Genomic DNA, 14,421 nt, shown 5'->3' on the forward strand with positions numbered 1-14,421 from the left:
GGATCGGCCCCCCGCCCGGACGGGCGGGGGGCCGGAACTGACCTACGAACCCACCTTGCGCTTGTTCCACACGTCGAAGCCGACCGCCGCCAGCAGCACCAGGCCCTTGATGACCTGCTGCCAGTCGGTGCCGATGCCGACGAGGTTCATGCCGTTGTTCAGCACGCCCAGGACCAGACCGCCGATGATCGCGCCGAGGACCGTGCCCACGCCGCCGCTCATCGACGCCCCGCCGATGAACGAGGCGGCGATGGCCTCCAGCTCGAAGTTGAGGCCCGCCTTGGGCGAGGCCGCGTTGAAGCGGGCGGCGAAGACCAGACCCGCCAGGGCCGCGAGCATGCCCATGTTCACGAAGACCAGGAAGGTGACCTTCTTGTCCCGCACACCCGACAGCTTCGCCGCCGGGAGGTTGCCGCCGATGGCGTAGATGTGGCGGCCGATGATCGCGTTGCGCATGACGTAGCCGAAGCCGACCAGCAGCACGCCCAGGATCAGCAGCACGATCGGGGCGCCCTTGTAGCTGGCGAGCAGCAGCGTGAGGACGAGGATCGCGGCGGCCAGCGCCACCAGCTTCAGGCCGAACAGCTTGACCGGCAGCACGTCGAGGTCGAACTCCTGCTGGCGCTTGCGGTCCCGCAGCTCCTGGAGGACCACGAACGCGATCAGCGCGATGCCCAGCAGCAACGTCAGGTTGTGGTAGTTGGTCTCCGGGCCGACCTCCGGCATGAAGCCGTTGGCGACCTTCTGCAGGCCCTCCGGGAACGGGCCGAGGGTCTGGCCCTCCAGGAAGATCTCCGTCAGCCCGCGGAAGATCAGCATGCCGGCCAGGGTCACGATGAACGACGGTATGCCGCCGTAGGCGATGAAGAAGCCCTGCACCGCGCCCGCGACCGCGCCCATCAGCAGGCACAGCACCAGCGCGAGCGGCCAGGGCAGGTCGTGTTTGACCATGAACACGGCGGCCATCGAGCCGATGAACGCCGTCAGCGAGCCCACCGACAGGTCGATGTGGCCCGCGATGATCACCAGCATCATGCCGATCGCGAGGATCAGGATGTAGCTGTTCTGCAGCACCAGGTTGGAGACGTTGCGCGGCAGCAGCAGGTCACCGCCGGTCCAGACCGCGAACAGCACCACGATCAGGCCGAGGGCGAACAGCATGCCGTACTGCCGCATGTTGCGGCGCATCCCGTCCAGCATCAGCTGGAGCAGGCCGTCGCCGCCGGCCGGCCCGCCCTTCCCGGCCGGCGCGGGGGCCGGCGACTTGGCGGTCACATCCGTGCTCATCGGGTTACCTCTTTGTCCTTCGTCATCTGACGCATCAGCGATTCCTGCGAGGCCTCGGCCCGTGAGAACTCACCGGTCAGCCGTCCGGCGGCCATCGTGTAGATGCGGTCGCACATGCCGAGCAGCTCCGGCAGCTCGGAGGAGATGAAGACGACCGCCTTGCCCTGGGCGGCCAGTCGGTCGATGACCGTGTAGATCTCGTACTTCGCGCCGACGTCGATGCCGCGCGTCGGCTCGTCCAGGATCAGCACGTCCGGACCGGCGAAGATCCACTTGCTGAGGACGACCTTCTGCTGGTTGCCGCCGGAGAGCTTGCCCACCGGCTCGAACACGGTCGGCGCCTTGATGTTCATCGACGTGCGGAAGTCCTCGGCGACCTGACGCTCGCCGTGCTCGTCGACGATCCCTCGCCTGGCGACCTTGCCCAGGGCGCTGAGCGAGATGTTGCGCCCGATGGTGTCGATGAGGTTGAGCCCGTAGTGCTTGCGGTCCTCGGTGACGTACGCGATGCCGTGCCCCACCGCCTCCGGGACGGTCTTGGTACGGATCTCCTTGCCGTCCTTCAACACCGTGCCGCCCGCGTACCGGCCGTAGGTGCGGCCGAAGACGCTCATCGCCAGTTCGGTGCGGCCGGCGCCCATCAGGCCCGCGATGCCGACGATCTCGCCGCGCCGTACGTTCAGCGAGACGTCGTCGACCACCTTGCGCTGCTGGTCGATGGGGTGGTGCACGGTCCAGTTGCGGATCTCCAGGGCGGGCGCCTGCCCCTCCTCGGGCTGGTGCGGGGAGCGCTCCGGGAAGCGGTGCTCCAGGTCCCGGCCGACCATCCCGGCGATGATCCGGTCCTCGGTGGTCTCCGCGGCCTTCACGTCCAGCGTCTCGATGGTCCGCCCGTCCCGCAGGATGGTCACCGAGTCGGCGACCCGGCGGATCTCGTTCAGCTTGTGCGAGATGATGATCGAGGTGATGCCCTGTTCCTTCAACTGGAGGATCAGGTCGAGCAGTTTGCCGCTGTCCTCGTCGTTCAGGGCCGCCGTCGGCTCGTCGAGGATGAGCAGCTTCACCTTCTTCGACAGCGCCTTGGCGATCTCGACGAGCTGCTGCTTGCCGACGCCGATGTCCGCGACCCGGGTCTCGGGGTGCTCGTCCAGACCGACCCGGCGCAGCAGCTCGGTGGCGTGCCGCAGCGTGTCGTTCCAGTTGATGAGGCCCCGGGTGGCGTGCTCGTTGCCGAGGAAGATGTTCTCCGCGATGGGGAGGTAGGGCACCAGGGCCAGCTCCTGGTGGATGATCACGATGCCGCGCTGCTCACTGGCCCGGATGTCCTTGAAGGCGCAGGGCTGCCCCTCGAAGAGGATCTCGCCCTCGTAGGTGCCGTGCGGGTGGACCCCGGAGAGGACCTTCATCAGCGTCGACTTGCCGGCGCCGTTCTCCCCGCAGATGGCGTGGACCTCGCCCTGCCGTACGGTCAGCGTGACGTCCGACAGCGCCTTGACGCCGGGAAAGGTCTTGACGATCGAGCGCATTTCCAGGACGGGTCCCGCCATGGTCGTGCCTTCCAATCACTCGGTGCCGGCGGTTACTTGAGGTCGCTTTCCTTGATGTAGCCGGTGTCGACGACGGCTTCCTGGTAGTTCTCCTTGTCGACGGCGACCGGCTCCAGGAGGTAGGCCGGGACGACCTTGACACCGTTGTCATAGGTCTTGGTGTCGTTGACCTCGGGCTTCTTGTCGTTGAGAAGCGCGTCGACCATGTCGGCGGACACCTTCGCCAGCTCGCGGGTGTCCTTGTAGACGGTCATCGACTGCTCGCCGGCGATGATCGACTTCACCGAGGCCAGCTCCGCGTCCTGGCCGGTGACGACCGGCAGCGGCTTGCTCTTGGACCCGTAGTCGTCCGACTTCAGGGCGGACAGGATGCCGATCGAGATGCCGTCGTAGGGCGACAGCACCGCGTCGACCCGCTCGCTCTTGTAGGACGAGGTCAGGATGTCGTCCATGCGCTTCTGGGCGGTGCCGCCGTCCCAGCGCAGGGTGGTGACCTGGTTGAGGGCGGTCTGCCCGGAGCGGACGACGAGCTGCTTCTTGTCGATGTAGGGCTGGAGCGCCTTCATCGCGCCGGAGAAGAAGTAGCGGGTGTTGTTGTCGTCGTTCGAGCCGGCGAACAGCTCGATGTTGAAGGGGCCCTTCTCGCTGCCGTCCTTCAGGCCGAGCTTCTCCAGGATGTAGGTGCCCTGCAGCTCGCCGACCTTCTCGTTGTCGAAGGAGGCGTAGTAGTCGACGTTCTCGGTGCCCAGGATCAGGCGGTCGTAGGAGATCACCGGGATGTCGGCGTCCTTGGCCTGCTGCACCACGTTGTTCATCGACTTGTTGTCGATGGCCGCGATGATCAGCGCCTTCACGCCCTGCGTGATCAGGTTCTCGACCTGGGAGACCTGCTGGTCGGGGTCGTCCTCCCCGTAGACCAGCTTGGTCTTGTAGCCCTTGGACTCCAGTTCCTTGACGACGTAGTCGCCGTCGGCGATCCAGCGCTCGGAGGACTTGGTCGGCATCGCGATGCCGATGGTCGCCCCCTGGGAACTGCCCTTGTCCTCCTCGCTGCCGCCCTCGCTGCTCTGGCCGCAGGCGGTCAGGGTCAGGGCGAGGGAGGCGGCCGAGGCGATGGCGGCGAGTGCGGCTCTGCGGTTACGCATGATCATCTTCCTTGATGTGTGCGAGGAGGAACCGAGACGAGGTGTGTCGGATTGTGCGCGGTCGTGTCTTCTTTTGAGAAGGGAGTTTCCAGAACGTTATGACGAGGTCTCGAACCGGTTGAGCGGGCCGGGCAGCCGCGTGCCGAGCGGGGCCATGTCGCCGCCGGCGCCGTGCCGCGCGAGCAGGTCCAGCGCGAGCCGCCCGCGCCGCACCCGCTCCTTGGCGGTGGCCAGCGTCAGTTCCCGCAGGTGGTGGCCGTAGGGGTAGATGCCGGGCGACTTCGACAGGCCGAACTTCAGGTAGAGCGGGGCGCCGCGCCGGATCAATTCGGCCACCTCGTACATCCGCACATAACCGCCCAGGTCGTCCGGCGCCTCGATGTACATGTCCATCGGCGCCGCCGACACCCGGCGGATCTCGGTGAGGTGATCCAGCGTCAGGTCGCTGGGCACGTTGACGGAGTCGGCGCCGAGCCGCTCGTACACGGCGAACGAGGCCGGGTTGACCGGTCCGACGAGCGCCGACACCTTCAGCGTGGTGTCGGCCGGGATGATCCCCGCGCTCCGCGCCCGGTGCAGCGTCCACAGCACGCCCTCGTCGGCGACGAGCAGGCACTTGACGCCCAGCTCCGTGGCGCGGACGGCGTCCTCCACGCACCCGGCGACGGCGTCGTGGCCGCGCGCCCGCAGCCCCCCGCCGCCGGAGTCGGTCCGGGTGGAGCCGCCGATGTCCCAGGTCCCGCGCGGACCGGTGAACAGGCACAGCTCGATGTCGCGCGCGGCGGTGGCCTCGACCATCTCGGTGATCTCGGCGTCGGAGAGCATCCACACGCCGCTGCCCTGGCTGATCCGGTGGATCGGGACGTCGAGGCGGGAGGACTCCTTCAGGACCACCGCCAGCGCCTCGGGACCCTCGCAGGAGGGGATCTCGGTGCGCCAGCGACCGCCCTCCGGGAAGGTGTGCGGCGAGGCGTCGGCGGGGTCGAGGGCGGGCGCGGCCAGGCCGAGGGCGGTGAGCGCCTGCTCACCGGGCCGGCGGGGCGCCGTGGCGGAAGCGTCGGTCACAAGCTGTCCTTCGTGTTCGGTATGCCGGACGAGGTTCGCGGCACAGGGCGGACGGGCGGGGCGTGGGTGTACGCCGGTACGGAGGCCGTCAGGCCGCCCCGTACCGGCGTACGGCTGGGGGCTGCCTCAGGGACGCAGCAGTACCTTGCCGACCTTCGGGTCACCGGACCCCACCAGCTCGATGGCATGCGGGAACTCGGCGAGCGGCAGTTCGTGCGTCACCAGCGGCAGCGGGTCGAGCAGTCCGGCGGCGAACACCCGGACCGTGTGCGCCCAGGCGTTCGGGGGCGCCCCGAAGACGGTGTGCACCTCCAGTTGCCGCACGACCAGGTCGGTGGGGTCGAGGCCGGTGGCGCCGGGCGCCGGGATGCCGGTCAGCACCAGCCGTCCGCCGCGCCTCAGCAGCGCGGCGGCGGTACGGGCGGCGTCGGCGGACCCGGCGGTCTCGATGACGACGTCGAAGTCGTCGGGAAGCGGCCGGTCCTTGGTGCGGAAGCCGGTCGCCCCGAACCGCCGGGACAGCGCCTCCCGGTCGTCGCGCGTACCGACCACCAGCAGCTCGGCGGGGGAGCCGGCGGCGAGGAACTGCACGGCGAACATCCCGAGCGTGCCCGTGCCGACGACGGCGACCCGCTCGCCCGGCCGGGCGTTCGCCTTCAGCGCGGCGGCGGCGACGCAGGCGGCCGGCTCCAGCAGGGCGGCGGCCGACAGGTCGGCGTCGTCGGGCAGGACGTGCAGCAGCCGGGCCGGGAGCGTCAGCGTCGGGGCCATGGCGCCCGGCTGGGTGAACCCGGTCTCCTCGTACCCGGCGGTGCACAACGTCGTCTCACCGGCGTGGCAGCGGTCGCAGACCTGGCAGTTGCGGAATCCCTCGCCGACCACCTTGCGCCCGACGAGCGAGACCGGCACCCCGGCCCCGACCGCCTCCACCGTCCCCGACCACTCGTGCCCGGGAACCAACGGGTAACGGACGTACCCCTCGGGCCTGTTGCCCTGGTGCACCTCGCGGTCGCTGCCGCAGATGCCGGCGGCGTGCACCCGTACCAGCGCCTCCCCGGCGGCCGGGTCGCGCGGCTCGTGCGGGACGAGCCGGTGCGCCCCTGGCGCCTCGATGACGACGGCGGTGCTCACGCCTGCGTCCCCTTCGGCCTGCGCTGCTCCCAGCCCTCGGCCCACAGGTCGAACCGGGCCTGCTGCTGCGGGAACTCGGCGGCGGCGTCGGTGTCCAGCTCCACGCCGAGCCCAGGGGCGTCGGAGAGGTGGAAGCACCCGTCCTGCGGGTCCACCTGGGGAGCGCCCTTGACCACCTTCTTGATCTCCGCGTCCGCGAAGTCGTTGAAGTGCTCCAGGATCTTGAAGTTGGGGGAGGTGAAGCCGACCTGGAGCGAGGCGGCGGTGAGCACGGAGCCGCCCACGTTGTGCGGCGCGACCAGCGTGTAGTGCGTCTCGGCGGTCGCGGCGAGCTTCCGCGTCTCCCAGATGCCGCCGATGTGGCCGACGTCCGGCTGGATGATGTCGACGGACTGGTCCTCGAACAGCTCCCGGAACTCGATGCGGTCGTGGATGCGCTCACCGGTGGCGACGGGGAGGTCCACCTTCTCGGCGACCTTCTTCAGCGCCCGCAGGTTCTCCGGCGGCACCGGCTCCTCCAGCCAGGCCGGCTTGAAGGGCGCCAGCTCCTTCGCGAGCCGTACGGCGGTGGAGGGGGAGAACCGGCCGTGCATCTCCAGCATCAGCTCGGCGTCGGGCCCGATGGCGTCCCGCACGGCCTCGATGAGCGAGACGGCGTACAGCGTCTGCTCGTGGTCCAGCTCGAAGTGCCCGGTCCCGAACGGGTCGATCTTCAGCGCCCGGTACCCGCGCTCCATGACCCCCTGGGCGGCCTTGTGGTACGCCTCGGGCGTCCGCTCGGTGGTGTACCACCCGTTGGCGTACGCCTTCACCTTGTCGGTGACCTTGCCGCCCAGCAGCTGCCACACCGGGACGCCGAGGGCCTTGCCCTTGATGTCCCAGCAGGCCATCTCGATCACGGCGATGCCGGACATCACGATCTCGCCCGCGCGTCCGTAGTCGCCGTACTTCATGCGCTTGACGAGGTCCTCGACAGCGAACGGGTCGGAGCCGAGAATGTGGTTGACCTCGGCCTCCTTGAGGTAGCCGAGCAGCGCGTCGGTGTGGCCGAGCATCCGGGTCTCGCCGACTCCGGTGAGGCCCTCGTCGGTGTGCACCTGGACATAGGTCAGGTTGCGCCACGGCGTCCCGACCACGTGCGTGCTGATTCCGGTGATGCGCACGACAGCTGCCCTCCGCTACGTTCGATATTTCGTCACTCGTTCGAAATGCTGGCGTGACAGTAAGGACGGGGCGGTGGGGGTGTCAATGGGGTGGGCACATAACGGTTTCGGTGGCTTTCGAAACCTCGTCACCGGCCGGGGCGGCCGTTTCCCACACAACTTTCACAGGCGGCACTAGGAAGGCGGCCGACGCGGAACTTACCCTTCACGCGTCATGGACTACTGCGAGCCGTGCCGACGGCACCTCAACGGCGCCCTGGCCTGTCCGGGATGCGGCGCACCGGCGGAGCGGCCGGCCCCAGCGAAGCCGACGCCGGACGGCCTGCCGGACGCCGGCCCCGCCGAGGAGGCGGGGAGGCCCGAGGGGGCGTCACCGCCGGCCCCTGCCGCCCGGGGACCCGAACCCCGGCCCGACGACGCCCCGGCGGAGGCCCGCCCGACGGGCACGGGTCCGACGGGCGCGGGCCCGCTTCCCGCCGACCCGTTCGCTGCCGGCCCGGCCGACGGGGGCCGGGCAGGCGGGGACCCGGACGACCGGGACCCGGACCACGGGGAACCGGACCACGGGGAACCGGACCACGGGGAACCGGATCACGGGGAACCGGATCATGGGGAACCTGACCTCGCGGATCCGGTCGACGGGGGCCGGGCAGGCGGGGACCCGGACGACCGGGACCCGGATCACGGGGAACCGGTCGACGGGGAACCGGTCGACGGGGGCCGGGCAGGCGGGGACCCGGACGACCGGGAACCTGATCACGGGCAACCGGATCACGGGGGTCCGGACCACGAGAAATCGCACCACGGAGCACCGGACCACGAGGACTCGCACCACGGGGGTCCGGTCGACGAGGACCCGGCTTACGGGGGTCCGGTCGACGAGGACCCGGCTTACGCGGATGCGCCGTACGCGCCTCCGGCTCACGGGGGCCCGGCCTACGGCGTCTCCCCGTACGCGCACCCGGTCCACGGGAGTCCGGCCTACGGCGTCTCCCCGTACGCGCACCCGGTCCACGGGAGTCCGGCCTACGGCGTCTCCCCGTACGCGCACCCGGCCCACGGGAGTCCGGCCGACGGGGCCTCGCCGTACCTGCATCCGGCCTATGAGAGTCCCGCCTCTGACGCCTCCGCCCCCGCCGGCCCGGCCCGCCGGAACGCCGCCGACGGCAGCGGCGGCCGACGCGACCGCAGGGTGGCGGCCCACCGCAGGCGCCGCCGCCGGACCCTGCTGGTCACCGCCGGGGTCCTGCTGGCCACCGGTGGCCTGAGCCTGACCGAACTCGGCAGTGCCGGCGGCGCGGGCACCCCCTCCCCGAAACCGGCCACGTCCGGGGGAGAGGCTCCCGCGGCCGACCGGGACGACGAGGGCGAGCCCTCGCCGGAAGCCACGGTCGCACCGGTGGACGACGTGACGTCCACCGGCGCGACGAACTCGGCGTCCCCGCGCCCGGCGCAGGCCGACCCGCACCCGTCGGGCTCGGCCGAGGCGACGGAGCCGGGCACTTCGGAGGAGGCCGTGAGGGCGGACCCGACGCCCTCCCGCGCCGCCACCCCGAAGAGCCCCTCGGTGCCTTCGGCGGTGACCACCCCGGAGGACGAACCCCCCGCCGTCACGGGAACGCCCGCCCCGCAACCGTCTTCTTCCGACGAGCAATCGCAACTCCCCGTCCCGGAGCCGTCGGTGACGGAGACGTGCAGGCGATTCCTGTGGTGGTGCGCCTAGACCCTGTCGTCAGACCCCCGCCGCCCGCCCACCCACCCTCCAGGCGGGCGGGCGGCGGGCTCGGGCGGGCACTCACCACCACCCGTCCGGCCGTCCCGGCACTGGCCGTCGGCGCCCACCCCGCCGGCACCGCCCTGGAACACCGGCTCCGCCCCGTCACCGACGGCCTCGCCGGACACGTCGTCGAGGACTGCGGCCACATCATCCCGCCGCACCGGTCCCGGGCACTGCTGACGGTGCCGCGGCCGTCCCTGTCCGGGGGGCCGGACGAGGCGCCGGGACCGACGGTGTCGTCCTGAAGGCGGCCCACACGGTCTCGCCGACGACATGCCGCGCGACCCCCATGTCGTCGGCCGCTTCCCGAGGTGACGGTCATGGTGAAGGCCGGGCACTTCTACGAGCTCCGGTACGAGTTCGAGGCGTAAGCACCCGCCGGAGGGCTCAGCCCTCAGCCCCCTCGTCCCCCACCATCCGCCGCAACGCGTCCCGCAGCGCCAGCCGCTCGCCCTCCGACAGCCCCGCCAGCGGCTCGCGCGCGAAGCGCAGTGACTCGCGCAGACCGTGGGCCACCCGCAGGCCCTCCTCCGTGACCGCCGCCACCTTCACGCGCCGGTCGCCGGGGTCGGGGCGGCGCTCCACCAGTCCGCGCGCCTCCAGCCGGTCCACGATGCCGGTGACGTTCGACGGCTCGCACCGCAGCTTGCGGGCCAGCCTGCGCATCGGCAGCGGCTCCAGCGACAGCAGCCTCAGCAGCCGCGCCTGCGCCCCGGTCAGCGCGTGCTGGGCCGCCGCCTCCTCGTAGTCCGCGTGGAACCGGGCCACGGCCGCGCCGATCAGCTCGACGACCTCCAGGGTCAGTGCGTCCGGTCGGGGGGAGGGATGCGCGGCGGCCATGGATTCAGGGTACCCAGTGTTTGACAACCTGAAATTTTCAAGAGCACAGTTGTTTCAGGTAATGAAACATCCTCGAAAGGGCCGCTGATGACCGAGTCCCCCGCGCTCCCCTCCGTCAACCGGGAATGGCACCTGCTGAACCGTCCGGTCGGCTGGCCGAAGGAGGAGGACTTCGCCCTCGTCGAGGCGGAGGTCCCCACCCCCGGCGAGGGCCAGGTGCTGGTCCGCAACACCTACCTCTCCGTCGACCCGTACATGCGCGGCCGGATGAGCGCCGCCAAGTCCTACGTCGCCCCCTTCGAGCTGGGCGAGGTCATGCAGGGCGGCGCGGTCGGCGAGGTCGTGGCGTCGAACGCCGGGGACCTCGCCGTCGGCGACCACGTCCTGCACTGGCTCGGCTGGCGCGAGTACGCCGTCGTGGACGCGCGGCAGGCCACCAAGGTCGACCCCGAGGTCGCGCCGCTGTCGACGTACCTCGGGGTGCTCGGCATGCCCGGCCTCACCGCGTACGCCGGTCTGCTGCGCACCGCCTCCTTCAAGGAGGGCGACGCGGTGTTCGTCTCCGGTGCCGCGGGCGCCGTCGGCGGCCAGGTCGGGCAGATCGCCAAGCTGAAGGGCGCCTCCCGGGTCATCGGGTCGGCCGGGTCCGACGAGAAGGTGAAGCTGCTCACGGACGAGTACGGCTTCGACGCCGCCTTCAACTACAAGGACGGCGACGTCAGCGGCCAGCTGCGCGCCGCCGCGCCGGACGGCGTCGACGTCTACTTCGACAACGTCGGCGGCGATCACCTGGAGGCCGCCATCGGCTCCCTCAACCGGGGCGGCCGGATCGCGGTCTGCGGCATGATCTCCGTCTACAACAACACCGAGCCCGCCCCCGGTCCGAGGAACCTCTTCCGCCTCATCCAGACCCGGGGCCGCATCGAGGGCTTCCTCGTCGGCGACCACTACGACCTCCAGCCCCAGTTCGTGCGGGAGGTCGGCCCCTGGGTCCGCGACGGCCGGCTGAAGTACCGCGAGACCGTCGTCGAGGGCATCGAGAACAACCTGGAGGCGTTCCTCGGCGTCCTGCGCGGCGACAACACCGGGAAGATGATCGTCAAGCTCTGACGTCCGCCGCACGGGCCGCCGTCCGGGGCACGTCGGTGAACCTACCCTGACGAGAGGGTAGGTTCCGCCCCCGGCGGCCCGCCGCTCCGCTGCCGCCGGCCCCGGCGGCCCGCCACCGTTGCCCTGGCGGCCCGCTACCGCCGCCCCGCCCCCGGCAGTCCGCCAGCACCGCCCCGCTGCCGCCGCTCCGGCCGCCCGCCGGACCCGGCGAGCCGCTGCCGCAGCGTGGCGGCGAAGTCCTCGGCCATCGCCAGCCGGGCCCGCAGCGTCTCGCACCGCGCGTCGGCCACCTTGCGGTAGGCGTCCAGGCGCTCCCGCAGCCGCTCCCGCTCCTCCTCGGAGGGGGCCTCGTCGGCCGCCGACAGCCGGTCGGTGATCTCCAGCAGGTCCCGCATCTCCTCCAGGGAGAAGTCCAGCGGCTTCATCCGGCGGATCACCATCAGCCGCTCGACGTCGGACTCCGTGTACAGGCGGAAACCGCCCTTGCTGCGGGCGGAGGGAATAACGAGACCGACTTCTTCGTAATGACGCATGGTGCGCAGCGACAGACCGGTCCGTTCGGCGACCTCGCCGATCCGCATCCGCCGCTGCTGTTCCGTCATCGTCGTGTCTCTCCTCGTTCTCGTCACCGGATCCCGGCCGCTGTTCACCCGCGCTTCGCAAGCCGCGACTCGCACTCTTCCCTTACGTCAGGGTAGAGTCGTCGGACGAGTGGAACCGTCACCGTGCCGGCCGTGGTCGCAGCCTCGACGGGACCGAAGACTTCCGGGCAATGATGCCCGACCGGCACCCCGAACGGGTCGCCGCCCTGTCCGGCAGGGCCCCGCCGGGGCGGCCGGACCGCCGGGCGATCCCCCGGCATCACGCAGCACCGCGCGCGAGTGTCCCACGGCAAGTGGACGCGTGCGCCTGAACGGAAACGGTCGCATGTCCTCACCGCTGTCCCGCGCCCCCAGGCCGCGCCTGTCCAAGCCGGAGTGGCTCGCCTCGCCCAAGGTGCTGCGCACCGAGGTGCTGGCCGGCCTGGTCGTCGCCCTCGCCCTGATCCCCGAGGCGATCTCCTTCTCGATCATCGCCGGCGTCGACCCCGCGATCGGCCTGTTCGCCTCGTTCACCATGGCGGTCGTGATCTCGGTCGTCGGCGGCCGCAAGGCGATGATCTCCGCCGCCACCGGCGCGGTCGCCCTGGTCATCGCCCCGCTCAACCGCGAGCACGGGCTGGGCTACCTGGTCGCCGCCGTGATCCTGGCCGGCGTCTTCCAGGTGGTCCTCGGCGCGCTCGGGGTGGCCAGGCTGATGCGGTTCGTGCCGCGCAGCGTCATGGTGGGCTTCGTCAACGCCCTCGCGATCATGATCTTCATGGCGCAGGTGCCGGAGATGCACGACGTGCCCTGGGCCGTCTACCCGCTGATCGTCGGCGGTCTGGCCCTGTTGGTGTTCTTCCCCAGGGTCACCAGGGTGGTGCCGGCGCCGCTGGTCTCCATCGTCGTCCTCACCGTGATCACCGTCGCCGCCGGGATCGCCGTACCGACCGTCGGCGACAAGGGCGACCTGCCCTCCTCCCTGCCGGTGCCGGGCCTGCCCGACGTGCCGTTCACCCTCGACACCCTGACCACCATCGCCCCCTACGCCCTGGCGATGGCGCTGGTGGGCCTGATGGAGTCGCTGATGACGGCCAAGCTGGTCGACGACATCACCGACACCCGCTCCGACAAGACCCGGGAGTCCATCGGCCAGGGCGTCGCCAACATCGTCACCGGCTTCTTCGGCGGCATGGGCGGCTGCGCCATGATCGGCCAGACCATGATCAACGTGAAGGTCTCCGGCGCCCGCACCCGCCTGTCCACCTTCCTCGCCGGGGCGTTCCTGATGGTGCTGTGCATCGCCTTCGGCCCCGTCGTCTCGGACATCCCGATGGCCGCCCTGGTCGCCGTCATGGTGATGGTGTCGGTGGGCACCTTCGACTGGCACTCCGTCCGGCCGAGGACCCTCAAGCGGATGCCGCTGGGCGAGACGACCGTCATGGCCGTCACCGTCGTCGTCGTGGTCGCCACCGGGAACCTGGCCATCGGCGTCGTGGTCGGCTCCCTGACCGCGATGACCGTCTTCGCCAAGCGCGTCGCCCACCTGGCCCAGGTGTCCGGCGTGGTCGACCCCGACGGCAAGCGGGTCGTCTACTCGGTCACCGGCGAGCTCTTCTTCGCCTCGTCCAACGACCTCGTCCACCAGTTCGACTACCGGAACGACCCGGACGACGTGGTCATCGACCTCTCCGGCACCCACGTCTGGGACGCCTCCTCGGTCGCCGCCCTGGACGCCATCGAGACCAAGTACGCCGAACGCGGCAAGAAGGTCACCGTCACCGGCCTCAACGGGCCCAGCACCGCCCTGCGCGAGCGCCTCGCCGGACAGCTCACCGCGGGCCACTGATCCACCGACCGGTGTCCGTGCGTCCGCGCGCCCCCGCCCGATAGAGTGCGCCCATGCGTGATCTTGGGGCGGGATTCGGTCATCTCCTGAAGGGCCAGCGCTGGGTGGCCCGGCACGGCAAGAGCTACGGCTTCGGGCTGCTGCCGGGACTGATCACCCTGGTCCTGTACCTGGCGGCCCTGGTGGCGCTCGCCCTGTGGGGCGCGGACTTCACCGCCTGGGCCACCCCCTTCGCCGACGACTGGTCCAGCCCCTGGCTCGGCCTCTTCCGCGGCTTCCTCACCGCCGTCCTGTTCGCCCTCGCCCTGCTGCTGGCCGTCCTCACCTTCACCGCGGTGACCCTGCTGATCGGCCAGCCCTTCTACGAGAGCCTGTCCGAGCGGGTCGACCGGGACGTCTCCCCGGACGGCACCGCCCCCGAGTCCGACCTGCCGCTCTGGCGGGAGCTGTGGATCTCCGGCCGCGACAGCCTCCGCCTCCTGGTCCGCGCCGCGGTCTGGGGCGTGCTCCTCTTCGCGCTCGGCTTCATCCCGGTCGTCGGCCAGACGGTCGTCCCCGTGATCGGCTTCTTCGTCACCGGCTTCTTCCTCACCGAGGAACTGACCTCCGTCGCCCTCCAGCGGCGCGGCGTCGAGATGCGCGAGCGCCTCGCCCTGCTCCGCTCCCGCAAGACGCTGGTCTGGGGCTTCGGCACCCCGCTGGGCCTGGCCTTCCTGGTCCCCGTCGTCGCGGTGTTCCTGATGCCGGGCGCGGTCGCCGGCGCCACCCTCCTCGCCCGCGAACTCCTGGGCGAGGAGACCCGCGACGGCGACGAGGAGACCCCTGCCGTCAGCTCCATGCCCGTCCCGCCGACGAGCTGACTCCCTGCCGTCGGTCCCGCGCCCGTCCCGCCGACGAGCTGACCTCCGCCGTCGGTCCCGCGCCCG

At 71.0% G+C, this 14,421-nt stretch carries 13 protein-coding genes and 1 pseudogene; 6 read left to right on the top strand and 8 right to left on the bottom strand.

The annotated features are described in order from the left end of the window. Positions 1 to 42 precede the first annotated feature (42 nt). From mmsB to ACY1JF_RS15450, 6 genes are all read right to left on the bottom strand, one after another. Complete coding sequence (mmsB, locus tag ACY1JF_RS15425) at positions 43 to 1,287, bottom strand: multiple monosaccharide ABC transporter permease (RefSeq protein WP_462705688.1); 1,245 nt, start codon at positions 1,285 to 1,287, stop codon at positions 43 to 45. Beyond that, positions 1,284 to 2,834 (bottom strand): multiple monosaccharide ABC transporter ATP-binding protein, encoded by a 1,551-nt coding sequence (gene mmsA / locus ACY1JF_RS15430; protein ID WP_462705689.1) that lies wholly within the window; start codon positions 2,832 to 2,834, stop codon positions 1,284 to 1,286. The genes mmsB and mmsA overlap by 4 nt, the downstream gene beginning before the upstream one ends. Positions 2,835 to 2,866: 32 nt before the next feature. Further along, positions 2,867 to 3,979 carry a multiple monosaccharide ABC transporter substrate-binding protein gene (gene chvE / locus ACY1JF_RS15435; RefSeq protein WP_462705690.1) on the bottom strand — a complete coding sequence of 371 codons (1,113 nt, stop codon included), beginning with the start codon at positions 3,977 to 3,979 and terminating at the stop codon, positions 2,867 to 2,869. 96 nt (positions 3,980 to 4,075) lie between these two features. Further along, positions 4,076 to 5,044, bottom strand: a complete 969-nt coding sequence (locus ACY1JF_RS15440) for a hypothetical protein (protein WP_462705691.1) — start codon at positions 5,042 to 5,044, stop codon at positions 4,076 to 4,078. A gap of 126 nt (positions 5,045 to 5,170) precedes the next feature. Further along, positions 5,171 to 6,175 carry a zinc-dependent alcohol dehydrogenase gene (locus tag ACY1JF_RS15445; RefSeq protein WP_462705692.1) on the bottom strand — a complete coding sequence of 335 codons (1,005 nt, stop codon included), beginning with the start codon at positions 6,173 to 6,175 and terminating at the stop codon, positions 5,171 to 5,173. Further along, positions 6,172 to 7,338 (bottom strand): mandelate racemase/muconate lactonizing enzyme family protein, encoded by a 1,167-nt coding sequence (locus ACY1JF_RS15450; RefSeq protein WP_462705693.1) that lies wholly within the window; start codon positions 7,336 to 7,338, stop codon positions 6,172 to 6,174. The genes ACY1JF_RS15445 and ACY1JF_RS15450 overlap by 4 nt, the downstream gene beginning before the upstream one ends. 214 nt (positions 7,339 to 7,552) lie before the next feature. Here ACY1JF_RS15450 and ACY1JF_RS15455 point away from each other — a divergent pair. The 3 genes and pseudogenes from ACY1JF_RS15455 to ACY1JF_RS15465 all read left to right on the top strand — a co-directional run. Then, positions 7,553 to 7,717: pseudogene (locus ACY1JF_RS15455) on the top strand (SCO2400 family protein); the annotation flags it as partial. An 813-nt stretch (positions 7,718 to 8,530) separates the two neighbouring features. Continuing rightward, entirely contained in the window at positions 8,531 to 9,061 is a 531-nt protein-coding gene (locus ACY1JF_RS15460) for a hypothetical protein (RefSeq protein WP_462705751.1), read from the top strand. Next, positions 9,031 to 9,360, top strand: coding sequence for a hypothetical protein (locus tag ACY1JF_RS15465; protein ID WP_462705694.1), 330 nt, complete (start codon positions 9,031 to 9,033; stop codon positions 9,358 to 9,360). The genes ACY1JF_RS15460 and ACY1JF_RS15465 overlap by 31 nt, the downstream gene beginning before the upstream one ends. 142 nt (positions 9,361 to 9,502) lie before the next feature. Here ACY1JF_RS15465 and ACY1JF_RS15470 read toward each other — a convergent pair whose 3' ends face one another. Further along, on the bottom strand, positions 9,503 to 9,955 hold the full coding sequence (locus tag ACY1JF_RS15470; protein ID WP_462705695.1) for a MarR family winged helix-turn-helix transcriptional regulator: 453 nt from the start codon (positions 9,953 to 9,955) through the stop codon (positions 9,503 to 9,505). Between the two features lie 87 nt (positions 9,956 to 10,042). Here ACY1JF_RS15470 and ACY1JF_RS15475 point away from each other — a divergent pair, with 87 nt between their 5' ends. Further along, a complete protein-coding gene (locus tag ACY1JF_RS15475; RefSeq protein ID WP_462705696.1) occupies positions 10,043 to 11,065 on the top strand; it encodes an NADP-dependent oxidoreductase in 1,023 nt (340 codons plus the stop codon). A gap of 134 nt (positions 11,066 to 11,199) precedes the next feature. On the opposite strand, the gene ACY1JF_RS15480 is transcribed toward ACY1JF_RS15475, so the two are convergent. Further along, a complete protein-coding gene (locus ACY1JF_RS15480) occupies positions 11,200 to 11,667 on the bottom strand; it encodes a MerR family transcriptional regulator (RefSeq protein WP_462705697.1) in 468 nt (155 codons plus the stop codon). Between the two features lie 325 nt (positions 11,668 to 11,992). On the opposite strand from ACY1JF_RS15480, the gene ACY1JF_RS15485 reads away from it, so the two are divergent. Together ACY1JF_RS15485 and ACY1JF_RS15490 are read left to right on the top strand one after the other, a co-directional pair. Next, complete coding sequence (locus tag ACY1JF_RS15485; RefSeq protein ID WP_462705698.1) at positions 11,993 to 13,495, top strand: SulP family inorganic anion transporter; 1,503 nt, start codon at positions 11,993 to 11,995, stop codon at positions 13,493 to 13,495. Between the two features lie 53 nt (positions 13,496 to 13,548). Next, a complete protein-coding gene (locus ACY1JF_RS15490; protein WP_462705699.1) occupies positions 13,549 to 14,355 on the top strand; it encodes an EI24 domain-containing protein in 807 nt (268 codons plus the stop codon). Positions 14,356 to 14,421: the final 66 nt, after the last annotated feature.

The organism is Streptomyces sp. SYSU D01066-1 (assembly GCF_054956795.1).

Excerpts from the sequence above, each read along its gene's own strand:
- ACY1JF_RS15470 (WP_462705695.1), bottom strand. The coding sequence starts at position 9,955 with ATGGCCGCCGCGCATCCCTCCCCCCGACCGGACGCACTGACCCTGGAG.
- ACY1JF_RS15490 (WP_462705699.1), top strand. The coding sequence starts at position 13,549 with ATGCGTGATCTTGGGGCGGGATTCGGTCATCTCCTGAAGGGCCAGCGC.
- ACY1JF_RS15480 (WP_462705697.1), bottom strand. The coding sequence starts at position 11,667 with ATGACGGAACAGCAGCGGCGGATGCGGATCGGCGAGGTCGCCGAACGG.
- ACY1JF_RS15485 (WP_462705698.1), top strand. The coding sequence starts at position 11,993 with ATGTCCTCACCGCTGTCCCGCGCCCCCAGGCCGCGCCTGTCCAAGCCG.
- mmsA (WP_462705689.1), bottom strand. The coding sequence starts at position 2,834 with ATGGCGGGACCCGTCCTGGAAATGCGCTCGATCGTCAAGACCTTTCCC.
- chvE (WP_462705690.1), bottom strand. The coding sequence starts at position 3,979 with ATGCGTAACCGCAGAGCCGCACTCGCCGCCATCGCCTCGGCCGCCTCC.
- ACY1JF_RS15475 (WP_462705696.1), top strand. The coding sequence starts at position 10,043 with ATGACCGAGTCCCCCGCGCTCCCCTCCGTCAACCGGGAATGGCACCTG.
- mmsB (WP_462705688.1), bottom strand. The coding sequence starts at position 1,287 with ATGAGCACGGATGTGACCGCCAAGTCGCCGGCCCCCGCGCCGGCCGGG.